The following is a 26086-nucleotide window of genomic DNA, read 5'->3' as shown; positions in this document are numbered from 1 at the left end:
CCTTCGCTCCCTCAGGAGATTTTCTTCAGGCCCTTCGCGAAGCGACGGCCGTTGTCCACATAGTGTTCTGCGCTGGCGCGCAGCTTGGCGGCGGCGGCATCGTCCAGCGTGCGCACCACCTTGGCCGGCGCACCGATGATGAGGGAATTGTCCGGAAACTCCTTGCCCTCGGTCACCACGCTGCCGGCGCCAACGATCGAGTTGCGGCCGATCTTCGCGTTATTCAAGACCACCGCCTGGATGCCGATCAGCGAGTTATCGCCGATGGTGCAGCCGTGCAGCATGACCTGGTGGCCGATCGTCACGTTCTCGCCGATGGTGAGCGGGCAGCCCACGTCGGCATGCAGCACCGACAGGTCCTGCACATTGCTGTTGCGGCCGATGGTGAGCGGCTCGGTGTCGCCGCGCAGCACGGCGCCGAACCAGATGCTGACGTTCTCGCCGAGCACGACCGAGCCCATCACCTGCGCGCTGTCGGCCACCCAGGTGCCGTCTGCCAGTTGCGGCGCCACGCCGTCGAGTTCGTACAAGGCCATCGTGTGTCTCCGTGGGTCGAAAACTAGAATTGTAGGGATGCACCCCCGCCTCGGCGCCCTTGCTGCGCTTCGCCTCACCGACCCCGATGCCAAGGTGGCCGCGACGCGCGCGCTCGCCGCGGCCAGCCTCGCCGCGCCGATGCCTGAAATTGCGGTGCGACAACCCGGCGACGACGATGGCGTGCCGGGCCGGCCCGAACGGCCGCTGACGGTGTCGGCCATGGCTGTCGGCAAGCGCTCGCCCTTCACGCCCGACGGGCGGGCGGCGCTGGTCCATTCCATCTGCCACATCGAGTTCAACGCCATCAACCTGGCGCTCGACGCGATGTGGCGCTTCGACGGCATGCCCGAGGCTTACTACCGCGACTGGCTGCAGGTGGCCGACGAGGAGGCGCAGCACTTCACGCTGCTGCATGCGCACCTGCAGACGATGGGCTTTCGCTACGGCGACTTCACCGGCCATGATGGCCTGTGGTCGATGTGCGAGAAGACACAGCACGACGTGCTGGCCCGCATGGCGCTGGTGCCGCGCACGCTGGAAGCACGCGGGCTCGACGCCACGCCGCTGATCCAGGCCAAGCTGCGGCGCGTGAACACGCCGGACGCCCATGCGGCCATCGCCATCCTCGACATCATCCTGCGCGACGAAGTCGGCCACGTGGCCATCGGCAACCGCTGGTACCGCTGGCTGTGCGCGCGCGACGGCGTCGACCCGATCACGCACTACCGCGTGCTGTACCGCCGGCACGAGGCGCCACGGCTGAAGGCGCCCTTCAACCTCGAGGCGCGCGCCCGCGCCGGATTCACCGAACAAGAACTGGCCGACCTCGCCGCCGGCTGACGCGCAGCGACGACACGGTCCACGGTCAGCGGCGCCTTGGCCCGCCCCCCGGGGCCGTCGTCTCTCAGAAGCTTTCCCAGTCGTCGCTGCCCGCCGTCGCCAACGCGCGTCCAGGAGCGGCCTTGGCTTTGACGGGCGTGCGCACCACACCCGAGGCCGGGCGCGCGGTGCGTGGCGCCGCCGCGACGGCCCGCGCGCGAACCGGGATGGCCGGGACGGCCGCGATGGCTGGAACGTCGAGGCGGTCCTGCTGGCCGACGCCCTTGAAGATGCTGACAACCTCGACCAGCGTGGCCGCCTGCCGCTTGAGGCTTTCGGCGGCAGCGGCACTCTCCTCGACCAGCGCCGCGTTCTGCTGCGTGACCTGGTCCAGTTGGTTCACCGCGTCGCCGATCTGGCTGATGCCGGTGGACTGCTCGGCGCTGGCGGTGGAGATGTCGCCGATGAGGTCGCTCACGCGTTGAACCTGCGAGACGATCTCACTCATCGACATGCCGGCCGCATCGACCTGTCGCGAGCCGGTCTCGACCTTCTCGACACTGGCACCGATCAGTTGCTTGATTTCCTTGGCCGCATCGGCCGAGCGGCTGGCCAGACTGCGCACCTCGCTGGCTACCACCGCGAAACCGCGACCCTGCTCGCCCGCACGCGCGGCCTCCACCGCTGCGTTCAAGGCCAGGATGTTGGTCTGAAACGCGATGCTGTCGATCACACCGATGATGTCGGCGATCTTTTTCGACGAGGCCGCGATCTCCTGCATCGTGCTCACCACCGATCCCACGACCTCGCCGCCGCTCACCGCCGCTGCCGATGCATGGGCGGCCAGTTGCTTGGCTTGTGCTGCGGTTTCCGTGCTGTTCTTGACGGTGCTGGCCAGCTCTTCCATCGAGGCGGCTGTCTGCTCGAGGTTGCTGGCCTGCTCTTCCGTGCGCTGGCTCAGGTCCTGGTTGCCGCTGGCGATCTGCGCTGAGCCGGTGGCGATGTTGTCGCTGCTGGCGCGAACCTGCCCGACGATGCGGGCCAGGCTGGTTTGCATCTCGCCCAGGGACAGCAGGACACTGCCCTCACGTGCACGGTCGGCCCCCAGGACCGGGCTCAGGTCACCGCTCGCCACGCGCTGTGCCGCCGTGCCCAGTTCTCCAGGTTCTGCGCCGAGCGCGCGCGACAGGCTGCGCACCAGCAGCCAGGTGACGACAAGGCCGACGCCAGCCAGGGCCACCGCCAAGGCGATCATCATCAGCATGGCTCGCTTTGCGTCGCTCCTGGCGTCCGCAGCCCCCGCGCTCGCGATCTGCTGCTGAATTTCGGTCGAATCGTCGACGGCTTGGAAGATCGTGTCCTGCAGCGCGCGCGTCTCGTTGAGCAGTTTCGCGGCGCCCTCGCGATCCCCCTTGGCGTCAAGCGCCGCAATCTCGCTCATCTGCGCGTTGTAGCGGGGACGGTTGTCCTGGATGATCTTGAGAAGCTCGCGCGGTTTCGGCGCGGCCATCGTCTTGTCGAGAGACACCAGCATCTCGGTGGTCTGGGCCGCGAGCGCATCGATCTTCTTTTTCTCCGCCGCTTCGAAGACCGGGTCGTCCGACAGGAGCATGTTTCGAATAGCGAGCGCGATGCCATTGAGGTTGTCCCTGACCGCGGTGAACTTCTGGACCTTGACCATCCGGTCGTTGGCGATCTTCTCGATTTGGCTGTTCAGACTGCTCATCTGGACGGCTGCGATGACCGCGATGCAGACCCCCAGTGCCACTGCCGCACCAAATCCCAGCGTGAGCCGGGTCGCCACTTTCAGATTCTTGAAAATTCGTTTCCTTTGAGGGTTTGCGCGCTGCCGTGACGGCGATGGGCCCGGCATGCACGCAGATCCACTGCGCCCGGGGCCCATATGGCTATCGGCACCGCCTCAAGGAAACTGAAGGCACGTGGCGCTTCTGCGCTCACGCACCGTGCGAAATTCTCGTTCCAGGAAACCGCTAGACGGACTGCCCGACCACCACCAGCTTGGGCGTGAAGCGCTGCAGCACCTCACCGCGCTGGTTCTTCGTCTCGCAGCGCGCCTGCACCATGGCGCGCCCCGGCTTGGAACGCGACGGCACGATCTCCAGGATCTCGGCTTCGACGTGCAGCACGTCGTCCGGTCGCGTCGGCTGCGGCCATTGCAACTCGCCGCCAGAACCGATCACACCGTCGGCCAGCGGCAGGCCGCTCTCGACCAGCAGCTTCATCGTGAGCGCCGCCGTGTGCCAGCCGCTCGCGGCCAGGCCGCGGAAGAAGGTGGCTTCGGCGGCATCCGGGTCGGTGTGGAAGGGCTGCGGATCGAACTGCGCCGCGAAGGCGACGATCTGCGCCGCATCGAGCGGGTGCTCGCCACTGATGAAGCGGTCGCCGACCGACAGGTCGTCGAGGTAGAGGCTGCGGCGGGGCGCTGCGGGCGAATGCGTCTCGGCCATGGAGGTCTCCTTTTCGTTTGGAAGTTGCGCCTATCTTGGCATCAGACGCGCTCGAGCACCGTCGCAATGCCCTGCCCGCCGCCGATGCACTGGGTCGACAGGGCATAGCGCCCGTTCTCGCGCACCAGCAGCGACGCCGCCTTGCCCGTGATGCGCGCGCCGGTCGCGCCCAGCGGGTGGCCGATGGCGAGGCCGCCGCCGTCGAGGTTGACGGTGGCCGGGTCCAGCCCGAGGTCACGGATGCAGGCGAGCGCCTGCGACGAGAAGGCCTCGTTGATCTCCACGACGTCGAGGTCGGCGACCGTGAGCCCGGCACGCGCCAGCGCTTTGCGCGTCGCCGGAATCGGGCCGATGCCCATGATGGCGGGGTCGACGCCGACCGACGCGAAGGACCGGACGCGCGCCATCGGCGCGAGCCCATGCTTCTCGGCGAAGGCGTCGCTGGTGACCAGCACCACGGCCGCGCCGTCGGTCAGCGGCGACGACGTGCCGGCCGTCACCGAGCCGTCGGGCCGGAAGGCCGGCTTCAGGCCCGCCAGCGCTTCCAGCGAGGTCGCCGGCCGGATGCAGCCGTCGGCATCGATCATGTCGCCGTTGGCCAGCCGCACCGGAATGATCTCGTCGGCCAGCCGGCCTTCGGTGCGCGCCGCGGTCGCCTTGCGGTGCGACTCGACGGCCAGCGCCTCCTGGTCGGCACGGCTCACGTGCCAGCGCGCGGCCACGTTCTCAGCGGTCTCGCCCATCGACAGGTAGGCCTGCGTGTTCGCCAGCAACTCGGGGTTGGGCGAGAAGTTGAAACCGCCCTGCGGCACCATCGTCATGGACTCCACGCCCACGCACAAGAAGGCCTCGCCCATGCCCGCCTCGATCTGCGCGGCGGCGATGTGCACCGCCTGCATCGACGAGCCGCAGAAGCGGTTGACCGTCATGCCGCCGACCTCCTGCGGCAGGCCGGCGAGCAGCCCGACGATGCGCGCCAGGTTGTTGCCCTGCGAGGCTTCGGGGTAGGCGCAGCCGAGGATCACGTCCTCGATCAGCGCCGGGTCGAGGTCGGTGCGCTTGAGCAGGCCACTCACCGCCTGCGCGGCGAGCGTGTCGGGCCGCACCTCGGCGAGCGCGCCCTTGCGGGCAAAGTGAAAGGGCGTGCGCGCGTAGGCGGCGATGACGGCTTTCATGAAGGATCTCCTCGGATGAAACTACCGACTCATCGGTAGGTTGAGTGGAAAAAGAAAAGCACGCCGAAGCGTGCAGGGGATGACGAGATCACCGTGGGATCGATTGCTTGAGTTGCGCGATGGCCTCGTCGAAATCCTCGACGCGCCCGGTCATCCGCGCCGACAACAGCGCGCCCTGGCAGGCCGCGAACACATACGCGGCCAGCGCACCGGCCGACACCGGCGGCTTCGCGCCGTGCACCAGCGCACCGAGCACGCCGGTGAGCCACATCACCTGCGTGCTGCGCAGTTCGCGCACGGTCTGGCGCAGCTCTTCGTTGATGCAGTCCCATCCCGGCGCCAAGGCGCCCGCGGGGCAGACGGCCGCACCGGCGTTCATCGCCTGGCGATACATGCGGAAGTAGGCCTCGAGCGCGGCATCGGCGGCACGCGGTTTGGCGGCCCAGTCGCGAAAGCCCTGGCCCGCCTCGCGCAGCACCTCGACGCCGAGCGCTTCCTTGGTCGGAAAGTGGTGGTACAGGCTCGCCTTGCGGATGCCGACCTGGTCGGCCAGGTCCTGAAAGCTGAAGCCCAGGTACGAGCGCGTCTGGATCAGCTGACGCGCGACGCGCAGGATCTGCGCGCGGGTGGATTCGGCCGGAACGGTCAGGGAAGCGCTGGACATCAGCCTACTATAAGGTAGGCTGAAGGCGTTTGCCACTGGTCGCCGGCCGATGCCCCTGCGCCTCAGTCGGCCTTGATGCCCGCCGCCTTGATGACGCGGCCATCCGCCTCGTACTCGGCGGCGATCGCCTTGGCGAAATCCGCCGCGGCGCCGCCGGTCGGCACGTTGTCGGTGGCGGTCAGCTTGGCGCGCAGGTCGGGCGTGGTCAGCGCCTTGTTGATCTCGGCGTTGTAGCGCGCGGCCAGCGGCTGTGGCAGGCCGGCCGGCGCGAACACGCCGAACAGCGACGACAGGTTCGCGGCCGGGTAGCCCAGCTCGGCCAGCGTCGGCACGTTCGGCAGGCTCTCGAGCCGCGCGGGTGCACCGACGGCCAGCGGCCGCAGCTTGCCGGCCTGGATGTGCTGCGACAGCGTGGCGCCCGCATTGGTCGACAGCACCTCGAACTGCCCGCCCAGCGCGTCGTTCATCTGCTGGCCGCCGCCCTTGTACGGCACGTGCGTCACCTCGATGCGGGCAGCGGCATGCAGCTGCTCCAGCATGATGTGGCCGAGCGAGGCCTGCCCCGAGGTCGCCCAGCGGACCGCGCCGGGCTTGGCCTTGGCGTCGGCCAACAAGCCGGCGAAGTCCTTGCTCGTGCTGGCCGAGGTCGCCATCAGCAGCACCGGCGAATACATGACGCTGGCGATCGGCTGGATGTCCTTGAGCGGGTCGAAGGGCGAGCGCCCCAGGTGCGGGTTCAGCACCAGCGGGCTGATCGCCGAGAAGCCCAGCGTGGCGCCGTCGGGCGCGGCCTTGGCGACCGCGTCCATGCCGATGCTGCCGCTCGCACCGGCCTTGTTCTCGATCACGACCGCGATGTTCATCTGGGCCGCCAGCTTGTCGGCCAGGGCACGCGCCACCGCGTCGCTCACGCCGCCGGCGGGGTAGGCCACGATGATGCGCAGGGTCTTGGGCAGGGCCTGCGCCGATGCGGTGGCGCTGCACAGCGTGCCGGCGGCGAGCGCCAGGGCGGAAAAAGCCAGCGCGCCGCGCCGCGAAATTCGGGAGTCCATTCGATCTTTCTCAGTCAGGGTGGGGGGGTCGTGTGCGGTCAATCCAGCTGAAGCTTGCGTTCCCGGATCAGCTTCGCCCACTTCTCGTTGTCCGCCTTCACGAAAGCGGAGAAGGCCGTCGGCCCGAGCGAATGCACCTCGGCGCCGGCACCGGCGAACTTGGCCTGGATGTCGGGTTGTGCCAGCACCTTGGCCAGCTCTGCGGACAGCCGGTCGACCACGTCCTTCGGCATGCCGGCCGGGCCGACCAGGCCCTGGAAGCCGACCGATTCCATGCCGCCCAGGCCCAGTTCCTTCACGGTGGGCACGTCCGGCAGCTGCGGGTCGCGCTTCGGGCCGGTAACGGCCAGCGCCTTCAGCTTGCCACCCTTGACCTGCGGCAGCAGCACGCTGCCCGCGTCGATGAGGATCTGCGTCTGCCCGCCGATGAGGTCCTGCACCGCCGGCGCGCTGCCCTTGTAGGGCACATGCGTCATGTCGAGGCCCGTCACCTGGTTCATCAATTCGCCGTTGAGGTGGGTCGAGGTGCCCGCCCCGCCCGAGGCGAAATTCACCTGGCCCGGCTGGCCCTTGGCCCAGGCGACGAAGGCCTTCAGGTCCTTGGCCGGATGGTCGGGCCGCGTCACCGCGATGTAGCTGCCCTGGCTGATCTGCCCGATGTACGTGAACTGCTTGACCGGGTCGTAGGGCGGCTTCGACTGCAGGTACGGCGCGATGGCGAAGGGGCCGGTGTTGGCCAGCAGCAGCGTGTAGCCGTCGGGCGCCTGCCGGACGAGTTCGGTGGCGGCGATCATGCCGCTGGCCCCGGGCTTGTAGTCGACCACCATCTGCTGCTTGAGCGCCTCCTGCAGCGGTACCTGCACGGTGCGCGCCGCGAAGTCGATGCCGCCGCCGGGCGGGTAGCCGACGATCAGGCGGATGGGCTTGATCGAGGGGTAGCCCTGTGCCGAGACGAGGCCGGCGGCGGCCAGTCCGACGAGGGCCACGGCGGCCCCGATGTGCTTGAGGGTCATGGTGATTCGGTCTCCGATGTGTTCTTGTGTGGCGACGATTCTGCCGCCATCCGCCGCAGCGTGAGCGCGTTCCCCACCGCCGCGCCGCTTGCCGTGTTGTCGAGCACGCACCAGCATTCGGCGCCGTCAGCCCTCGCTTGCAACAAACGTTGCGCCACGCGTGCGAGCAAGGCGTCGTCGTAGGCCGACCAGTAGACGCGCGGCGTGCCGTGCATCCGCAGGTAGACGAGGCCAGGCCAGCCACCGGGCGCCGCGGCCTCTTCGTACAGCACGGGGTCGGCGAGCACGCGACCGACCTGGTACGCGGCCAGCAGCGCATCGGCTTCGGGCGTGAACCAGCTGGCATGGCGCGGCTCCAGCACCACGCGGCCGGCATGGCGCTGGCGCAAGCCCTCGAAAAAGCGCCGGGCGACGACCGCATCGAAGGCCAGGCGGGGCGCGAGCTGGACCAGCAGGCAGCCCAGCTTGTCGCCAAGCCCTGCGACCTGCGCGAGGAACTCGTCGAACGGCGGCATGGCGTCGACCAGCTGACGCTCGTGCGTGATGGTCTTGGGCAGCTTGAGCGCGAAGCGGAAATCCGCCGGCGTGCTGGCGGCCCAGCGTGCGTAGGTCTCGAGCCGGTGGGGCCGATAGAAGGACGTGTCGATCTCCACCGCATGGAAACGCGCCGCATAGCGCTCGAGGTGCGAGCCCTCGGCCGGGAAGTTCGGCCACTGGTCGCGCGGCAGGCTCCAGCCCGCGCAGCCGATGCGCAACGAGGGCGGGCTGTGGTGCGGCGTCATCCGCGCGGGTGGTGCTGCGCGTGCAGCTGCTTGAGCCGCTCGCGTGCCACGTGGGTGTAGATCGTCGTGGTCGAAATGTCGGCGTGGCCCAGCAGCAGCTGCACCGCGCGGAGGTCGGCACCGTGGTTGAGCAGATGGGTCGCGAAGGCATGGCGCAGCGTGTGCGGCGACAGCGGCACGCGGATGCCCGCAGCCTCGGCCTGCTTCTTCACGATGATCCAGAACATCACGCGCGTCATGCCCGCGCCGCGCGCGGTCACGAACAGGTCGGGCGTCTGCTGGCCGCCAAGGATCTCGGGGCGCGATTCGTCCATGTAGCGCTCGATCCAGCGGCGCGCCTCGCCACCGAAGGGCACCAGCCGCTCCTTGCTGCCCTTGCCCATCACGCGCAGCACGCCGTCGTTCAGGCTCAGCTCGAAGACCTTGAGCGTCACCAGCTCGCTCACGCGCAGGCCGCTCGCGTACATCAGCTCGAGCATGGCGCGGTCGCGCAGGCCGAGCGGCGTGTTGACGTCTGGCGCGTTCAGCAGGTCGTCGACCTGTTGTTCCGACAGCAGCTTGATGGCCCGCGGCGCCTGCCGCGCGGGGGCGAGTCGCAATGTCGGGTCGGCCGTGATGCGGTTCTCGCGCAGCGCCCAGCGGTAGTAGCGCTTGAAGACGGTGAGCCGCCGGTTGGCGGACGTGGCCTTGCCGGTCTTGCCTTCGCGCCCGCCTTTTTCGAGGCGGGTGGCCATGTAAGCCAGCATGTCGTGCTCGGCGGCGCGGTCGAGACCGGTATGGCGCTCTGCCTGCAGCCATTGCGCGAACAGCGCCAGGTCGCGTCGGTAGGCGGCCAGCGTGTTCTTCGAGAGTCCGTCCTCCAGCCACAGCGCGTCGACGAAATCGTCGATCTCGGGGGTGGCGGGCGCGGCGGTTGAAACAGGCTCGGACATCGTTCACAAGATAACAAAACGAGAAAGCCGCCCGAAGGCGGCTTCCTGCGCGATGCGGCAGCGCCGCTTATTCGAGCGTGAGCTTCTGCTTGGCCACGACCTGCTTGTAGATCTCGTACTCGGCCTTGATCTGCGCGGCGAACTGCTCGGGCGTGTTGGCCACGATGATCGAGTCCGTGTCCTCGATGCGCTTCTTCACGGCCGGGTCAGCCAGCGCCTTCTTCACACCTTCGTTGACCTTGTCGACGACGTCCTTGGGCAAGCCCTTGGGGCCCAGGATGCCGTAGTAGGCCATGCGGTTCACCGGCTCCAGGCCGACTTCCTTGAAGGTCGGCACGTTCGGCAACGCAGCCACGCGGTTGGGCGCGCTCACCACGATCGGGATCAGCTTGCCGGCCTTGATGAAGGGCAACGCCGACGGCAGGTTGTCGAAGATGATCGGCACCTGGCCGGCCACCGTGTCGTTGAGCGCCGGGCCGGCGCCGCGGTACGGGATGTGCGTGACGAAGGTATTCGTCAGGCTCTTGTACAGCTCCATCAGCAGGTGGCCGATGCCGCCGGTGCCCGACGACGAGTATGAGTACTTGCCGGGGTTCTTCTTGAGTTCGGCCACAAACTCGGCGTAGTTCTTGGCCGGGAAGCTCGGGTTGACCGCGATGATGTTCGGCGTCGCGGCGATGTTGATGATCGGCGTGAAGTCGTTGATCGGGTCGTACGGCGTCTTGGGGTTGATGGCCGGGTTGGCCGCCGTGCTCGACACGGTGGCAATGCCCAGCTTGTAGCCGTCGGCCGGCGCGCGCGCGGTTTCGGCCGCACCCACGATGCCGCCGCCACCGGCGCGGTTCACCACGACCACGGGCTGGCCCAGCACCTTGCCCAGCGGGTCGGCCACGACGCGCGCCACGATGTCGGTGGTGCCGCCGGGTGCGAAAGGCACGCTCAGCTCGATCGGCTTGTTCGGATAGCCCTGGGCCAGCGCCGGGCCGGCGACCGCGACCAGCGCAGCGGCACCCGCGAGGGCATTCCATTGACGACGTTGCATCTGCAAACTCCTGGTAAGTCGAAAAAGACGAAACCCTGATGCTAGCGGGTCCATCCCACCGGCCGTTCCCAGGATTACCCACGGAACGCCCGGTTTATCCTCGACGCGGTGAACTACGCGCAACTCCTCTTCCCCGACTTTTCCCTCATCGCCTGCGGCTGGCTGCTCTGCCGTTACACCGCCCTGGACCGCCGCGTGTGGGATCAGGTCGAGTCGCTGGTCTACTACTTTCTCTTTCCGGTGCTGCTCTTCCATTCGATCGTGCGCAGCCCGATCGACTTCGGCGCCACGTCGAACCTGCTGGCGGCGGGCCTGGGCGTGAGCGTGATCGGCGTCGTGCTGTCGTACGCCCTGCCCCACCTGCCGTGGCTCGGCCGGCACATCGACCGGCGCGAGCACGCGGGCGGCGCGCAGATCGCCTTCCGCTTCAACTCCTTCATCTGCCTGGCCATGGCCGACCGGCTGGCCGGGGTGCAGGGCTTGCTGCTGATCGCGGTGCTCATCGGGGTCTGCGTGCCGCTGATGAACGTCGCCGCCGTGTGGCCCATGGCGCGGCATGCGCAGACCGGCTTCGTGCGGCAGCTGCTGCGTAACCCGCTGATCATCGCCACCGGCTCGGGCCTGGTGGTCAACCTGCTCGGCATCACGGTGCCGGGCTGGATGGAGCCCTCCCTCACCCGCATCGGCGCCGCGTCGCTGGCACTGGGCCTGATGGCCGCAGGCGCGGGCATGCAGTTTGCGACCCTGGCGCAGAGCAAGGTGCTGGCGGTGTCGCTGCTGTCCATCCGACACCTGATCCTGCCGCTGGTCGGCTGGGGCCTGGCGCGCGCGCTGCGCCTCGACCCGGCGCAGTCGGCCGTGCTGATGGCCTTCGCGGCGGTGCCCACCGCGTCGAGCGCCTACGTGCTGGCGGCACGCATGGGCTACAACGGCCCGTACGTGGCGGGGCTGGTCACGCTCTCGACCATCCTGGGCGTGCTCAGCCTGCCGTTCGCGCTGTCGCTGCCGCGCTGAGCCGGCGCGCCCTCGACGTCATGGCATACGCCGTTCTGGTAATGGCTCGCCGAGTACCAAAGGCCTAGCATCGACGGGCGGCATCGAGCGGCGCCGGTCGGCGTCCATGCGCACCAGGAGATGGCATGGGTTTCAGTCTCGACGAATTCCAGGGGATGGCGGCGGCGTGGACCGTGGGTCTGCTGCTGCTGATCGCCGTCTGCTGGATGGCATGGCACCGCATTGCGGCCTGGCGCGAAGCCCGTCGGCGCATCGAAGCCGCGCGCGTGCGCTCCGGCCATGTCCCGCTCGAGATTCCAACCGTGCGCGGCGGCCTGGGAACGATCGGCGACGACGGCGAGCCCGACACGCTGCCCGGGTGGTTCATTCAGGGCAAAGGCGAGCACGCGGTGGTCGACGAGCACCCGCGCATCCACCTGCGCTACCGCGACCCGAAAGGCCGCAAGGCCGAATGCACGATGAAGGTCGAGAAAATCGACTTGCGCAAGCGTTACGTCGCCGGCTACGGCGACCTGCCCGGCGAGCAGCACGTCGTGCCGTTCCATGCCATCAAGGCCGCGCGCATCGCCGACACCGGCCAGCGCTTCAACATCGACTTCTGGGTCGACGCGGTGAAGGTGGCGCGCCGGCGGCGCGGCGAAATCTAGCCAGCGCCCCCACGCTCTCCCTCTCGGTTGCAGCCCGGATAATCGCTCCGGATGCCGGCCTGCGACGCAGCCCGTCCACAGCGCCGCGGACCGATGGAGAAACGAGAAAAGATGTTGACCGACAAGGGAAAGCCCGAAATCCCCGAGAAGAGTGCCGAGGACTTCGCGGGCCACACGCCCATGATGGCGCAGTATTTCCGCCTCAAGGCGGACCACCCGGACACGCTGCTGTTCTACCGGATGGGCGACTTCTACGAGCTGTTCTACGGCGACGCCGAAAAGGCCGCGCGGCTGCTCGACATCACCCTGACGCAACGCGGCCAGTCGGGCGGGCAGCCGGTGGTGATGGCGGGCGTGCCCTTTCATGCGGTCGATGCCTACCTGGGCCGGCTCATCAAGCTGGGCGAATCGGTGGCGATCTGCGAACAGGTCGGCGAGGTCGGCGCCGGCAAGGGGCCGGTCGAGCGCAAGGTGATGCGGGTGGTCACGCCCGGCACGCTGACCGACGCGGAACTGCTCAACGACAAGAGCGAATCGCTGCTGCTCGCGGTGCAGGCCAGCGGCCGCAACGCGATCGGCCTGGCCTGGCTGAGCGTGACCGGCGCCGAGTTGCGGCTGGCCGAATGCCCGGGCGACACGCTGGAAGCCTGGATCGCCCGCATCGCGCCGAGCGAACTGCTCTACAGCGCCGAGGTGACGCCGGCCTTCGAGAACCGGCTGAAGGCGGCGCGCGCGGCGCAGCCCTTCACGCTGTCGGTGCGGCCGGCCTGGCAGTTCGACGGCGCGCTGGGCGAGCGCAAGCTGTGCGAGCAGCTGGGCAGCGCCAGCCTCGCCGCCTGGAATGCCGAAGGCCTGCCCAACGCGCACGCCGCCGCCTCGGCCCTGCTGGGCTACGCCGAGCACACGCAAGGGCGCGCGCTGTCGCACGTGCAGCGGCTCACGGTCGAGCGCGACGGCGACCTGATCGAACTGCCGCCCGCCACGCGGCGCAACCTGGAACTGGTGCAGACGCTGCGCGGCGAGGATTCGCCCACCCTCTTCTCGCTGCTCGACACCTGCATGACCGGCATGGGCAGCCGCCTGCTCAAGCGCTGGCTGCTGTCGCCCCGGCGTGAGCGCAGCGAGGCGCAGGCCCGGCTCGACGCCATCGGCACGTTGCAGTCGCACGCGGCCGGCGCGGCGGTGGCGCCGTGGCGCGCCCTGCGCGACGCATTGAAGAACACCAGTGACGTCGAGCGCATCGCTGCGCGCATCGCGTTGCGCCAGGTGCGCCCGCGCGAACTGGTCGCGCTGCGCCTGGCACTGGCCAAGGCGGAGCAACTCGCCCCCCTGCTGCCCGGCGGCGCCTCGCTGCTCCAGCAGATTTCGCAGACGCTCGCACCACCGGCCGGCTGCGTCGAGCTGCTGGTGAGCGCGATGAAGCCGGACCCGGCCGCGCTGGTGCGCGACGGCGGCGTGATCGCCACCGGGCACGACGCCGAGCTCGACGAGCTGCGGGCCATCAGCGACAACTGCGACGATTTCCTGCTCCAGCTCGAGGTGCAGGAACGCGAGCGCACCGGCATCAGCAACCTGCGCGTGCAGTTCAACCGCGTGCACGGCTTCTACATCGAGGTGACGCAGAGCGCGCTCGCCAAGGTGCCCGACAACTACCGCCGCCGCCAGACGCTGAAGAACGCCGAGCGCTTCGTCACGCCCGAGCTCAAGGCCTTCGAGGACAAGGCGCTGAGCGCGCAGGACCGCGCATTGGCGCGCGAGAAGTGGCTGTACGAACAGCTGCTCGATGCGCTGCAGCCGCATGTCAACGCGCTCACGCGCCTGGCCGCAGGCATCGCGACGCTCGACGCGCTGTGCGCACTGGCCGAGCGCTCGCACACGCTGCACTGGAAGGCGGCCGCCTTCGTGGCGCACCCCTGCATCGAGATCGTGCAGGGCCGCCATCCGGTGGTGGAGGCGCGGCTGGCCGAGAAGTCGTCGGGCGGCTTCATCGCCAACGACACGCAGCTCGGGCCGCAGCAACGCATGCAGGTCATCACCGGGCCGAACATGGGCGGCAAGTCGACCTACATGCGGCAGATCGCGATCATCGTGCTGCTGGCCTCCATCGGCTCGCACGTGCCGGCCACGGCCTGCCGGCTCGGGCCGATCGACGCGATCCACACGCGCATCGGCGCCGCCGACGACCTGGCCAATGCGCAGTCGACCTTCATGCTGGAGATGACCGAGGCCGCGCAGATCCTGCACAGCGCCTCGGCGCAGTCGCTGGTGCTGATGGACGAGATCGGCCGCGGCACCAGCACCTTCGACGGGCTGGCGCTGGCCGCCGGCATCGCGGCGCAGCTGCACGACCGCACCAAGGCCTTCACGCTGTTCGCGACGCACTACTTCGAGCTGACCGAGTTCCCCGCCACGCACCATGGCGCGGTGAACATGCACGTGAGCGCGACGGAGTCAGGTCGCGACATCGTCTTCCTGCACGAGATGCAGCCCGGCCCCGCCAGCAAGAGCTACGGCATCCAGGTGGCGCGGCTGGCCGGCATGCCGGCGGCGGTGGTCAACCACGCACGCCAGGCGCTCGACGCGCTGGAAGCGCAGCAGACCCAGACGCGTGCGCAGGTCGACCTGTTCGCACCGCCGCCCGCCGCACAGGCCCCGACAGTGAGCGCCGTAGAATCCGCCCTGGCCACGCTGGACCTCGACGCGATGAGCCCCCGGGAGGCGCTGGAAGCGCTGTACACACTTCAAAAACTCAACCAGCGCGAAGGCGGTCGAGGCTGAACCGGCCCGATTCGTGCGAGACCACCCCATGACTTACTGCGTAGGCATCAAACTCAACGCTGGCCTGGTGTTCCTGTCGGACTCGCGCACGAACGCGGGCGTCGACCACATCAGCACCTTCCGCAAGATGATCGTCTATGAGCAGCCGGGCGATCGCGTCATGGTGCTGCTGTCGGCCGGCAACCTGAGCATCTCGCAGTCGGTGCGCGAGATCCTCCAGATCGAGGAGCTGCGCGAGACGCTGGAAAACGGCGAGCCCGGGCCGCCCATCACCATCTGGAACGCCAAGAGCATGTTCGACGCAGCCCGCGTGCTCGGCGCGGCCGTGCGGCATGTGTACGACCGCGACGCCGAAGCGCTCAAGCACGCCGGCCTGGATTTCAACGTGTCCTTCGTCTTCGGCGGCCAGGTCAAGGGCGAGGGCATGCGGCTGTTCCTGGTCTACTCGGCGGGCAACTTCATCGAGGCCACCAACGAGACGCCCTACTTCCAGATCGGCGAATCGAAGTACGGCAAGCCGGTGCTCGACCGCGTGCTCACGCCCGACACGCCGCTCGACGAGGCCGCCAAATGTGCGCTGGTGTCGATGGATTCCACGATGAAGTCGAACCTCTCTGTGGGCCTGCCGCTCGACCTGGTGGTGTACGAGGCGAACCGTCTGGAGACCGACAAGATCGTCTGCCTGGACGCCAACAACCCCTACTACCAGATGATGCACAACAGCTGGGGTCAGAAGCTGCGCGAGGTGTTCGACAGCATCGAGGACCCGGTCTGGGACGGCAGCGAAAGCGCCCACCCGCTCATGATGCCGGCCGCGCGGCACAGCCCGCTGCGCAAGATCTCGACGCCGGACGAGAAGCTGATCTAGGGCCTGTGACCGGGGTGACGCTGCCGCCTGTCGTCTTCTCGCACGGAAACAGCTTTCCGGCGAGCACCTACCGCGTCATGCTCGACAGCCTGCGCAACCGCGGGCTCGACGTGCATGCCATCGAGAAGTTCGGGCACGACCCGAAGTACCCCGTCACCAACAACTGGCCGCACCTGGTCGAGCAACTCGCCGATTTCACGCGCGGCCTGGTGAAACAGGCCGGTCAGCCGGCCTTCCTGGTGGGCCATTCGCTCGGCGGCTTTCTCAGCCTGATGTGCGCCGCACGCCATCCGATGCTCGCGCGCGGCGTCGTGATGATCGACTCGCCGCTGGTCGGCGGCTGGCGCGCCAACACACTGGGCCTGGTCAAGCGCACGCCGCTCCTGAAGTCCGTGTCGCCCGGCGCCGTGAGCCGCAAGCGGCGCACCGTCTGGGACGACCGCGAGGCGGCCTTCGAGCATTTCCGCGCCAAGCGCGCCTTCGCGCGCTGGGACGAGCGGGTGCTGCGCGACTACGTGGACCACGGCATGCGCGCATCGCCGGGCGCCCTGACGCTCAGCTTCGACCGCGACGTGGAGACCGCCATCTACGACACGCTGCCGCACAATCTCGCTCCGCTGCTGCGCGCCAACCCCCTGCACTGCCGCGTCGCCTTCATCGGCGGCCGTCAGTCCGTCGAGATGCGCCGCGTCGGCCTTGCGATGACCGAGCGCGTCACGCGCGGGCGCATGTCGATGCTCGACGGGACGCACCTGTTCCCGATGGAGAAGCCGATCGCGACGGCGGCGGCGGTGGAGGCGGCGCTGCGGAATCTGCTGTGATGCAACGGGCCGACGCAATGCCGTCACTCCGCCCAGACCACCATCCCGGTCCACGCCGTCGCCAGCACCACGATGCCGAACACGATGCGGTAGTAGGCGAAGGGCACGAAGGTGTGCGTGCTGATGTATTTCAGCAGCCAGCGCACGCAGAGCCAGGCGCTCAGGAACGAGAACAGCAGGCCGACCGCGAAGAGCGGGATGTCGGCCACCGACAGCAGCGCACGCTCCTTGTAGAGGCTGTACGCGCCCGCGCCGATCAGCGTCGGGATGGCGAGGAAGAAGGAAAAATCCGTGGCCGCCTGGCGGCTCAGGCCCAGGAGCATGCCGCCGATGATGGTCGATCCGCTGCGGCTGGTGCCGGGGATCATCGCGAAGCACTGCACCAGGCCAACCTTGAGCGCGTCCCATGGCGTCATGTCGTCGACGTTCTCGATGCGCACCGAACCCGGCGGCCGCTTTTCGGCCCACAGGATGATGAAGCCGCCGATGATGAAGGTGGTGGCGACCACGACCGGCGTGAACAGGTGTTCCTTGATCACCTTGCCGAACAACAGCCCCAGCACCACGGCGGGCAGGAAGCCGATCAGCACGTTGAGCGCCAACCGGCGGGCCTTGGGCTGGCGCGGCAGCGCGACCACGGTCGACTGGATCTTCTGCCAATACACGAGGATGACCGCGAAGATCGCGCCGGTCTGGATCGCGATGTCGAACACCTTGGCCTTCGCGTCGTCGAAGCCCAGCAGCGATCCGGCGAGGATGAGGTGGCCCGTCGACGAGATCGGCAGGAACTCGGTCAGTCCCTCGACGATGCCCATGACCGCGGCCTTGGCCAGCAAAACGATATCCACGCGTGCTCCTTTGAAAGAGCCTGGATTATCGCGAGGGCACGAGTCAGGTGACGATCAGGCGGCGTTCAGCCTGTGCGCTGCGTCCGGTCTAGGCCAGCCGCAGGCGCAATGCGCGCACGGCGCTGTCGACCGTGGTGAGCACCGGCAGGCCGGTCGCTGCTTCGCAGGCCGCCCGTGCGCGCGCCATGCTGAACTGGGCCAGCGCGATGCGCTGGCAGCCGCGCGCCTTCAAGGCCACGGCCTGCGCGGCGATCAGCGCATCGTGCGTCGCGCCATCGCCGCGGTTGAGCGCGTCGAGTGCGCCTTCGGCCAGCGCGGTCTCGAGCACGATGCCCGCCGGGAATTCGGGCGGCATCGACGCCAGCGTCGGCGCGAAGGTGGAGATCAGCCCCAGCGTGCCAAAGCCCGTGGCGGCCTCGGCGATCATGGCCTCGTTGGGCTTGAGCACCGGCATCGCCGCATGGCGCCGCGCCACCGCCTCGATGCACGGCCCGAAGGCCGAGCAGGTGAAGAGGATGCCTTGCGCGCCGGTGTCGACCGCGTACTGCGCCAGCCGCTGGAAGCGCTCGTGCATCGCCGCATCCAGCCCCTGCCCGCTGCGGGCCAGGTCGACCGACAGGCTGTCGTCCAGCAAATTCATGCGCACGGCTTCGGGCCAGTCGCGCGCGAAGGCGGTGTTGATCGGTTCGACGGAATGCGCGAGGGCGTGGATCAGGGCGATGCGGGTCATGCGGCGTTCACGGAAGCGGCGGGGGAAACGAATGATCGTCTGCGTGCATCTTCAACCCGGCACCTGCCAGCCGCCACCCAGGCCCTGGATCAACCCCACCGCCGCGATCTGCCGGTTGACCTGCAGCTGCAGCACCGTGCGCCGGGCGCTGAGCGCCGAGGCCTGCGCGGTGACCACCTCGGTGTAGCTCACCTGGCCCGCGCGGTAGCGGTTGAGGATCTGCTGCTCGGTGCGGTCCGCGGCGGCCGAGGCCTCGCGGCGCAGCGCCTCCTGCGCGGCCAGGCTGGCGGTGGCGGTGAGCTGGTCTTCGACGCCCTGGAAGGCGGTCAGCACGGTCTGCCGGTAGCTGGCCACCCGGGCGTCGTACGAGGCCTTGGCCGCATCGACCTGCGCGCCGATGGCGCCCGCGTCGAACAGAACCTGCGCCGCCGAGAGGCCGATCGACCACAGCGTGTTCGAGGCGCTGAACAGGTCGGACACGCGGCTGGACGATCGCCCGAGCGAGGCACTCAGGCTGAAGCTGGGGTAGTAGGCCGAGCGCGCGATGCCGATCTGCGCATTGGCCACGGCCACCGCGCGCTCGGCCGATGCGATGTCGGGCCGGCGCTGCAGCAGCGTCGACGGCACGCCCAGCGGCACCGCGGGCACCACGGGCGTCCAGGCCGCCTCGGCCGGCAGCTGGAAGTCAGCCGGTGCGGTGCCGACCAGCACCGCGATGGCGTGCTCGTAGGTGTCCCGCGTGCGTTGCAGCGCGACGCGGTCGGCGCGCGTGTTGACCAGCTGCGTCTGCGCCTGCAGCACATCGCTCTGGGCGGCGATGCCGGCTTCGTAGCGATTGCGCGTGATGGCGTAGGCGCGCTCGTAGCCTTCGAGCGTCTCGGCCAGCAGCGCGAGTTCGGCATCGGCCTCGCGCAGCGAGAAGTAGTTGGACGCGAGCTCGCCCTGCGCCGACAGGCGCGCCGCGGCCAGGTCGGCCTCGCTCGCCTGCGCCTGCGCCTGCGCGCTGCCGACGTTCTCGCGCAGCTTTCCCCACAGGTCGGGCGCCCAGTCGGCACCCAGCGTCGCGCTGGCACTGCCGCGCGCATCGCCGGCACCCCGCGTGCCGCTGCGCCCGGCGCTGCCAGACAGCGACACCGTGGGAAACAGCGACGCACGCGCCTCACGCACCAGCGCCTGGGCCTGGGCGTAGTTCGCGACGGCGATCGCGATGTTCTGGTTGGACACCTGCACGCGCTCGGCCAGCCCATTCAGGCCTGCATCGCCGAACAGCTGCCACCACGGACCGCGCTCGAACGCATCCGCCGGCGCGGCCGGAAGCCAGCCCTCGGCGGCGGGCGCCTCCTTCCAGGCGCCGGGCGACACCATCGCCGGGCGCTCGTACGCCGGCCCGACTGCGCAGGCGGTGAGCGAGGCGGCGGCCGCCAGCGCCATCAAGGTGGGCAGGAAGGACGATCGGGAACGCATGGCTTGTCTTCTTCTCGTGGGGTTCAGGCCGCCGTGGCGCCGCCTTCGGCGTCGCCACGGGCCAGGTGTTGTTCGTTCGGCGCGCGGCGGCGCAGCTTGTCCATCAGCACGTAGACCACCGGCGTCGTCAGCAGGGTGAGCAGCTGGCTCGCGATCAGCCCGCCGACGATGGCCACGCCCAGCGGCTGGCGCAACTCGGCGCCTTGCCCGAAGCCGATGGCCAGCGGCAACGCGCCGAGGATCGCGGCCAGCGTGGTCATCAAAATCGGGCGGAAGCGCAGCATGCAGGCTTCGCGCACCGCCTCGGTGGCCGAGAGCCCGCGCGAGCGCTCGGCCTCCAGCGCGAAGTCGATGATCATGATGGCGTTCTTCTTCACGATGCCGATCAGGAGGAAGAGCCCGATCAACGCGATGATCGACAGCTCCATGCGGAACAGCAGCAGCGCCAGCACCGCGCCCACGCCGGCCGAAGGCAGCGTGGTCAGCACCGTGATCGGGTGGATCAGGCTTTCGTACAGGATGCCCAGCACGATGTAGATCACGACGATGGCCGCGATGATCAGCAGCATCTGCTGCGCGTTGGACTGCTCCGCCGCACGCGCCGTGCCCGAGAAGCTGCCGCGCACGTTGACCGGCATGGCGATGTCGTTCTCGGCCTGCTTCACCAGCCGCTGGCCTTCGGCCAGGGTCACGCCGTCGGCCAGGCTGAACGACACCGTGCTCGCGAGCTCGGTGTCTTCGTGGCTGATGGAGCTGGGCACCGCGCGTTCGCTCAGCTTGGCGAAGGCCGCGAGCGGCACCATGTTGGTGGTGGTCGACGCCAGGGCCTGGCCGGCCGACGAATTGCGCGCACCTGGGTTGGCCGAGGTGGTGGTCGAGGTGCCGGTGGCCGCGTCGGTGGTGTTCTGCACCGAGCTCACCGTGGTGGCGCCGCTCGCGGTCGTCGCGGTGTTGAGCGTCGAGGGCACGTACAGGTCCTTCAGCACGATCGGCGCGGGCTGGAAGCGCGGCGCCCATTCCATGATCACCGAGTACTGGTTCAGGTCGTTGTAGATGGTCGCCACCGAGCGCTGGCCGTAGGCGTTGTAGAGCGCGTTGTCGACCGCGCTCGAGGTCACGCCCAGCCGCGTCGCCGCGTCGCGGTCGACCTCGACGAAGGTCTCGACGCCGTTGTCCGACGATTCGCCGTCGACGTCGGTGAGCTGCGGCAGCTCCTTGAGCCGCTCGGCCAGCTTGTTCGACCAGCTGCGCAGGTCGGAAAGGCTGTCGCTCTTGAGCGTGTACTGGTAGGTCGAGTTGCTCTGCCGACCGCCCATGCGCAGGTCCTGCACCGGGCCGAGGAACACGCGCAGGCCGGTCAGCTGGTTGAGCTTGGGGCGCAGGCGATCGATCACCACCTGGGTCTTGACCTTGCGCTCGGCCAACGGCTTGAGGTTGACGAACATGAAACCGCCACCCGCGCGCGAGCCGCCCGCGAAGCCCACCACCGTGTCGACCGCCGGGTCGGCATGGATGATGTCGACTGCCTCCTTCAGCTTGGCGGTGAGCGCGACCGACGAGATGCTCTGGTCGGCGCGCAGGCCGGCGTTGAGCTGCCCGTTGTCCTGCTGTGGAAAGTAGCCCTTGGGCACCGCGATGAAGAGGTACACGTTGAGCGCGATCACGGCCAGCAGCACCGCCATCACCACGAGCTTGGCCGACAGCGCCCAGTCGAGGCTGTGGCCGTATACGCGCAGGCTCCACTGCCACAGCCGTTCGGTCCAGCGCATGAAGGGCCCGCTGATGCGGCCCGGCCGCTTGCCGTCGTAGTAACTCTCGGCGCGCAGCAGCATGGCGCACATCATCGGCGTGGTGGTGAGCGAGATCACCAGCGAGATCAGGACCGATGCCGACAGCGTAACCGCGAACTCGCGGAACAGCCGCCCCACCTGCCCGCCCATGAACAGCAGCGGAATGAACACCGCCACCAGCGACAGGCTGATCGACAGCACGGTGAAGCCCACCTCGCGCGCACCGCGCAGCGCGGCCGACACACGGTCCATGCCGTTCTCGATGTGGCGCTGCGTGTTCTCGAGCACCACGATCGCATCGTCGACCACGAAGCCGGTGGCGACGGTCAGCGCCATCAGGCTCAGGTTGTTGAGCGAGAAGCCCAGCAGATGCATCACGCCGAAGGTGCCGAGCAGCGACACCACGGTCGCCACCGCCGGAATGATGGTGGCGCGCGCGCGGCGCAGGAAGACGCCGACCACCAGCACCACCAGCACCACCGAGATCACCAGCGTCAGCTCGACCTCGTGCAGCGACGAGCGGATGGAGTTGGTGCGGTCCGAGGCAACCTGCACCTCGATGTCGGCCGGCAGCTGCGCGCGCAGTTCGGGAATGAGCTTGCGCACCCCGTCGACCGTCTCGATGATGTTCGCGCCGGGCTGCTGCGTGACCAGCACGATCACCGCCGGCTGGCCGTTGAACAGGCCCACCGTGCGCGTGTTCTCCACGCTGTCGATCACCTCGGCCACGTCGCGCAGGCGCACCGCGGCGTTGTTGCGCCACGCGATCACCAGGTCGCGGTAGTCGGCCGCGCGCAGGCCCGGCGCCGGCGTGTAGACCTGCAATCGACGGTCGCCGCTTTCGACCGCGCCTTTCGGACGGTTGGCGTTGTTGGCCTGGATCGCAGCGCGCACGTCTTCCGTGCTGATGCCCAGGCGGTTGAGCGAGTACGGCTCCAGCTCGATGCGCACCGCCGGCAGCGAGCCGCCGCCGATCTCCACGTCGCCCACGCCCTCGACCTGCGACAGGCGCTGGCTCACGATGTTCGACACCGCGTCGTAGATCTGCCCCGGTGTGCGCGTCTTCGAGGTGAGCGTCAGGATGATGATCGGCGCGGCCGTCGGGTTGGCCTTGCGGTAGGTCGGGTTGCTGCGCAGCGTCGATGGCAGGTCGGCACGTGCCGCGTTGATGGCGGCCTGCACCTCGCGGGCGGCCGAGTCGATGTTGCGGCTCAGGTCGAACTGGAGCGTGACCCGGGCCGAGCCGTTGGAGCTGCTGGACGTGAGTTCGTTGACACCCGGTATCACGCCCAGCCGCCGCTCCAGCGGCGTCGCCACGCTCGACGCCATCGTGCTCGGGCTGGCGCCCGGCAGGCTGGCCGACACCGAGATGGTGGGGAAGTCGACCTGCGGCAGCGGTGACACCGGCAGCACGAAGAAGGCCATGATGCCGGCCAGCGCGATGCCGATCGTCAACAACACGGTCGCGATCGGACGCTCGACGAAAACCTTCGACAGGTTCATGGCACGGAGGTCGCGGCTTCGGGGTCATCCCCTTCGCGACGGCGCGAGAAGCGGCGCCCCACACGGTCGAAGGCCAGGTAGATCACCGGCGTGGTGAAGAGCGTGAGCATCTGGCTCAACACCAGCCCGCCGAAGATCGCCAGGCCCAGCGGCCGCCGCAGCTCGGCGCCCTCGCCCCAGCCCAGCATCAGCGGCACGGCGGCGAAGAGCGCGGCCAGCGTGGTCATCAGGATCGGGCGGAAGCGCAGCAGCGCGGCTTGGTGGATCGCCTCCTGCGGCGACTTGCCCTGGCGCCGCTCGGCATCGATCGCGAAGTCGATCATCATGATCGCGTTCTTCTTGACGATGCCGATCAGCAGAATGATGCCGATGATGCCGATCACGCCCAGGTCGTTGCCGGTCACCATCAGCGCCAGCAGCGCGCCGACACCGGCGGAGGGCAGCGTCGACAGGATCGTGAGCGGGTGCACATAGCTTTCGTACAGCACGCCGAGCACGATGTACACGCAGATCACCGCCGCCAGGATGAGCCAGAGCTGGTTGGACAGCGATTTCTCATAGGCGCCCGCGGCGCCGAGGAAGTTCATCGTGATGCTCGACGGCAGGCCGATGTCCAGCGCCGCCGCGCGGATGGCCGACACCGATTTGCCGAGCGCCACGCCGGGCGCGGTGTCGAAGCCGACGGTGGCGGCCGGGTACTGCGCCACGCGCGTGACCTGCAGCGGCGCGAGCTGCTCGCGCACCGTCGCAAAGGACGACAGCGGCGTGGCCGTGCCGGCACCCGTGCGCATCTGCAGCGTGCCCAGGCCCTGGATCGACGAGAGCCCTTCGCGCTGCGCTTCGAGGATCACGCGGTACTGGTTCGTCTCGGTGAAGATGGTCGAGACGATGCGCTGGCCGAAGGCGCTGTAGAGCGCATCGTCGACCGAGCTGGCCGTGACCGACAGGCGCGAGGCCGTGTTGCGGTCGATGTCGACATACGCCGCCAGCCCCTGCGCGCCGGCATCGGTGGTCGCGTTGCGCACCAGCGGCTCCTTCGCGAGGCGATCGACCAGCTTCTTCGCCCAGCCGTTGACCGCCGCGGTGTCGACGCCTTCGAGCGACACGCGGAACTCGGTGGGGCCGGTCTCGGCGTCGATGGTCAGGTCCTGCGTGGGCTGCAGGTAGAGCTGGGCACCGGCCACGTCGTGGCGAACGCGGTCGCGCAGTCGCGTCATGATGGTCTGCTGGTCGCCGCGGCCTTCGCGCAGGTTGACCAGCACGCTGCCGGTGTTGAGCGTGGTGTTGTTCGCCGCATCGACGCCCACCACCGAACTCACGCTGCGCACGTCGGGGTCGCGCAGGATGGCGTTGGCCGCCGCCTGCTGGATCTCGGCCATGCGCAGGTACGATACGTCCTGCGACGCCTCGATGCGGCCCTTGAGCTGGCCGGTGTCCTGCGTCGGAAACAGGCCCTTGGGGATGGCGACGTAGAGGAGCACCGTGAGCGCCATCGTGGCCACGGCGACGATCAGCGTGAGCGGCTGGTGGCGCAGCACCCATTGCAGCCAGATGTCGTAGCGCGCGATGACGCGGTCGAAGAAGCGCTGCACGGCGTGGCCGAAGCGACCGCCCTGCTCCGCCTCGGGCTTGAGCCAGCGCGCCGACATCATCGGCACCAGCGTGAGCGAAACCACCGCCGAGATCAGGATGGTGATCGCCAGCGTGACCGCGAACTCGCGGAACAGCCGGCCCACCACGTCGCTCATGAAGAGCAGCGGGATCAGCACCGCGATGAGCGAGACGGTCAGCGAGATGATGGTGAAGCCGATCTGCGTCGCACCCTTGACTGCGGCGGCGAACGGCTTCTCGCCCTCTTCCAGGTAGCGGGCGATGTTCTCGATCATCACGATCGCGTCGTCGACCACGAAGCCGGTCGCGATGGTCAGCGCCATCAGGCTCAGGTTGTTGAGCGAATAGCCCAGCAGGTACATCAGCCCGCAGCTGCCGATGAGCGAGATCGGCACGGCGATGCTGGCGATGATGGTGGCGCGGACGTTGTGCAGGAAGAAGAAGATCACCAGCACGACCAGCACCACGGCCAGGATGAGTTCGAGCTGCACGTGGTGCACCGACGCACGGATGCCGGTGGTGCGGTCCGACAGGATCTCCACCCGCACGGCGCCGGGCAGCGAGGCCTGCAGGTCGGGCAGTTGTTTGCGGATGGCGTCGACCGTGGCGATCACGTTGGCGCCGGGCTGGCGCTGCACGTTGAGGATGACCGCCGGGCGCAGGGTTCCCTCCGCATTCGCCTCGTCGCCCTTCAACGCCGCCCACGCGCCGAGCTGCGTGTTCTCGGCGCCGTCGACCACGCGCGCCACGTCGGTCATGCGCACCGGCGCGCCGTTCTTCCACGCGACGATCAGGTTCTTGTAGTCGGCCGCGGTGACCAGCTGGTCGTTCGCGTTGATGGTGTAGGAGCGCTTCGGACCGTCGAAGCTGCCTTTGGCGCTGTTGGCGTTGGCCGCGGTGATCGCGCTGCGCAGCGTGTCCAGACCGATGCCGACGGCGGCGAGCGCATTGGTGTCGGCCTGGATGCGCACCGCCGGCCGCTGCCCGCCCGAGAGCGTGACCAGGCCGACGCCGGTGACCTGGCTCATCTTCTGGGCGATGCGCGTGTTCACCAGGTTCTGCACCTCGGTGAGCGGCATCGTCTCGGAACTGATCGCCAGCGTGAGGATGGGCGAATCGGCCGGGTTGACCTTGGCGTACACCGGCGGCGCCGGCAGGTCGGCCGGCAGGAAGGAGCCGCCCGCGTTGATGGCGGCCTGCACCTGCTGCTCGGCCACGTCGAGCGTCTCGGTCAGGTCGAACTGCAGCGTGACGATCGACACGCCGGACGCACTGGTCGAGCTCATGCGGTTGAGCCCGGCCATCTGGCCGAACTGGCGCTCCAGCGGCGCAGTGACGGTGCGGCTCATCACCTCTGGGCTGCCGCCCGGATAGAGCGTCTGCACCTGGATGGTCGGGTAGTCGACCTGCGGCAGCGCGGCCAGCGGAAGGAAGCGCAGGCCGACCAGGCCGGCCAACACGATGGCGAGCATCAGCAGCCCGGTGGCGACCGGGCGCTCGATGAAGGGACGGGAGGGGCTCACGCGTC

Annotated in this window: 21 protein-coding genes; 6 read left to right on the top strand and 15 right to left on the bottom strand. The window is 68.8% G+C overall.

Annotation, left to right across the window (positions count from 1 at the left end):
- Window positions 1-11: 11 nt before the first annotated feature.
- Window positions 12-536 (bottom strand): gamma carbonic anhydrase family protein, encoded by a 525-nt coding sequence (locus ACSFA2_RS04650; protein WP_435454119.1) that lies wholly within the window; start codon window positions 534-536, stop codon window positions 12-14.
- 37 nt (window positions 537-573) lie between these two features.
- On the opposite strand from ACSFA2_RS04650, the gene ACSFA2_RS04645 reads away from it, so the two are divergent.
- Window positions 574-1377 (top strand): ferritin-like domain-containing protein, encoded by an 804-nt coding sequence (locus ACSFA2_RS04645; protein ID WP_435454118.1) that lies wholly within the window; start codon window positions 574-576, stop codon window positions 1375-1377.
- Window positions 1378-1441: 64 nt separating this feature from the next.
- Here the strand turns inward: ACSFA2_RS04645 and ACSFA2_RS04640 are convergent, their stop codons facing one another.
- The 9 genes from ACSFA2_RS04640 to ACSFA2_RS04600 all read right to left on the bottom strand — a co-directional run bounded on the left by ACSFA2_RS04640 (window position 1442) and on the right by ACSFA2_RS04600 (window position 10484).
- Entirely contained in the window at window positions 1442-3160 is a 1719-nt protein-coding gene (locus tag ACSFA2_RS04640) for a methyl-accepting chemotaxis protein (protein WP_435454117.1), read from the bottom strand.
- A 187-nt stretch (window positions 3161-3347) separates the two neighbouring features.
- Window positions 3348-3824: a MaoC family dehydratase gene (locus tag ACSFA2_RS04635; RefSeq protein ID WP_435454116.1), complete on the bottom strand. Its 477-nt coding sequence runs from the start codon at window positions 3822-3824 to the stop codon at window positions 3348-3350.
- A gap of 41 nt (window positions 3825-3865) precedes the next feature.
- Window positions 3866-4999, bottom strand: coding sequence for a thiolase family protein (locus ACSFA2_RS04630; RefSeq protein ID WP_435454115.1), 1134 nt, complete (start codon window positions 4997-4999; stop codon window positions 3866-3868).
- An 88-nt stretch (window positions 5000-5087) separates the two neighbouring features.
- Window positions 5088-5663 (bottom strand): TetR/AcrR family transcriptional regulator, encoded by a 576-nt coding sequence (locus ACSFA2_RS04625; RefSeq protein WP_435454114.1) that lies wholly within the window; start codon window positions 5661-5663, stop codon window positions 5088-5090.
- Between the two features lie 62 nt (window positions 5664-5725).
- Window positions 5726-6715: a Bug family tripartite tricarboxylate transporter substrate binding protein gene (locus ACSFA2_RS04620; RefSeq protein WP_435454113.1), complete on the bottom strand. Its 990-nt coding sequence runs from the start codon at window positions 6713-6715 to the stop codon at window positions 5726-5728.
- 38 nt (window positions 6716-6753) lie between these two features.
- Window positions 6754-7728 (bottom strand): Bug family tripartite tricarboxylate transporter substrate binding protein, encoded by a 975-nt coding sequence (locus ACSFA2_RS04615; protein WP_435454112.1) that lies wholly within the window; start codon window positions 7726-7728, stop codon window positions 6754-6756.
- The gene (locus ACSFA2_RS04610; protein ID WP_435454111.1) at window positions 7725-8510 is read right to left on the bottom strand and encodes a DUF72 domain-containing protein; all 786 of its coding nucleotides are present in this window, start codon (window positions 8508-8510) and stop codon (window positions 7725-7727) included. The genes ACSFA2_RS04615 and ACSFA2_RS04610 overlap by 4 nt, the downstream gene beginning before the upstream one ends.
- Window positions 8507-9442, bottom strand: coding sequence for a site-specific tyrosine recombinase XerD (gene xerD, locus ACSFA2_RS04605; protein WP_435454110.1), 936 nt, complete (start codon window positions 9440-9442; stop codon window positions 8507-8509). Before xerD ends, ACSFA2_RS04610 begins: the two co-directional genes overlap by 4 nt.
- A 67-nt stretch (window positions 9443-9509) precedes the next feature.
- Window positions 9510-10484, bottom strand: a complete 975-nt coding sequence (locus ACSFA2_RS04600; RefSeq protein ID WP_435454109.1) for a tripartite tricarboxylate transporter substrate binding protein BugE — start codon at window positions 10482-10484, stop codon at window positions 9510-9512.
- 96 nt (window positions 10485-10580) lie between these two features.
- Here ACSFA2_RS04600 and ACSFA2_RS04595 point away from each other — a divergent pair, with 96 nt between their 5' ends.
- The 5 genes from ACSFA2_RS04595 (at window position 10581) to ACSFA2_RS04575 (ending at window position 16612) form a co-directional block, all read left to right on the top strand.
- The gene (locus tag ACSFA2_RS04595; protein WP_435454176.1) at window positions 10581-11498 is read left to right on the top strand and encodes an AEC family transporter; all 918 of its coding nucleotides are present in this window, start codon (window positions 10581-10583) and stop codon (window positions 11496-11498) included.
- Window positions 11499-11623: 125 nt separating this feature from the next.
- On the top strand, window positions 11624-12145 hold the full coding sequence (locus tag ACSFA2_RS04590; protein ID WP_435454108.1) for a hypothetical protein: 522 nt from the start codon (window positions 11624-11626) through the stop codon (window positions 12143-12145).
- 111 nt (window positions 12146-12256) lie between these two features.
- Entirely contained in the window at window positions 12257-14923 is a 2667-nt protein-coding gene (mutS, locus tag ACSFA2_RS04585; RefSeq protein WP_435454107.1) for a DNA mismatch repair protein MutS, read from the top strand.
- A gap of 28 nt (window positions 14924-14951) precedes the next feature.
- Window positions 14952-15791 (top strand): proteasome-type protease, encoded by an 840-nt coding sequence (locus ACSFA2_RS04580; protein WP_435454106.1) that lies wholly within the window; start codon window positions 14952-14954, stop codon window positions 15789-15791.
- A 14-nt stretch (window positions 15792-15805) separates the two neighbouring features.
- Window positions 15806-16612: an alpha/beta hydrolase gene (locus ACSFA2_RS04575; RefSeq protein WP_435454105.1), complete on the top strand. Its 807-nt coding sequence runs from the start codon at window positions 15806-15808 to the stop codon at window positions 16610-16612.
- A 23-nt stretch (window positions 16613-16635) separates the two neighbouring features.
- Here ACSFA2_RS04575 and ACSFA2_RS04570 read toward each other — a convergent pair whose 3' ends face one another.
- The 5 genes from ACSFA2_RS04570 to ACSFA2_RS04550 all read right to left on the bottom strand — a co-directional run bounded on the left by ACSFA2_RS04570 (window position 16636) and on the right by ACSFA2_RS04550 (window position 26081).
- Entirely contained in the window at window positions 16636-17460 is an 825-nt protein-coding gene (locus ACSFA2_RS04570; RefSeq protein ID WP_435454104.1) for an undecaprenyl-diphosphate phosphatase, read from the bottom strand.
- Between the two features lie 88 nt (window positions 17461-17548).
- Window positions 17549-18190, bottom strand: coding sequence for an aspartate/glutamate racemase family protein (locus ACSFA2_RS04565; protein ID WP_435454103.1), 642 nt, complete (start codon window positions 18188-18190; stop codon window positions 17549-17551).
- A gap of 51 nt (window positions 18191-18241) precedes the next feature.
- Complete coding sequence (locus tag ACSFA2_RS04560; RefSeq protein ID WP_435454102.1) at window positions 18242-19654, bottom strand: efflux transporter outer membrane subunit; 1413 nt, start codon at window positions 19652-19654, stop codon at window positions 18242-18244.
- Between the two features lie 23 nt (window positions 19655-19677).
- Window positions 19678-22947, bottom strand: a complete 3270-nt coding sequence (locus ACSFA2_RS04555) for an efflux RND transporter permease subunit (protein ID WP_435454101.1) — start codon at window positions 22945-22947, stop codon at window positions 19678-19680.
- The gene (locus ACSFA2_RS04550) at window positions 22944-26081 is read right to left on the bottom strand and encodes an efflux RND transporter permease subunit (protein WP_435454100.1); all 3138 of its coding nucleotides are present in this window, start codon (window positions 26079-26081) and stop codon (window positions 22944-22946) included. The genes ACSFA2_RS04555 and ACSFA2_RS04550 overlap by 4 nt, the downstream gene beginning before the upstream one ends.
- Window positions 26082-26086 lie beyond the last annotated feature (5 nt).

Origin of the sequence: Variovorax cryoconiti, assembly GCF_051216395.1 — a bacterium.
GTDB lineage: Bacteria > Pseudomonadota > Gammaproteobacteria > Burkholderiales > Burkholderiaceae_C > Variovorax.
Note: the sequence above shows the minus strand (reverse complement) of the source record. Positions and strands in the feature narration are given on the sequence as shown.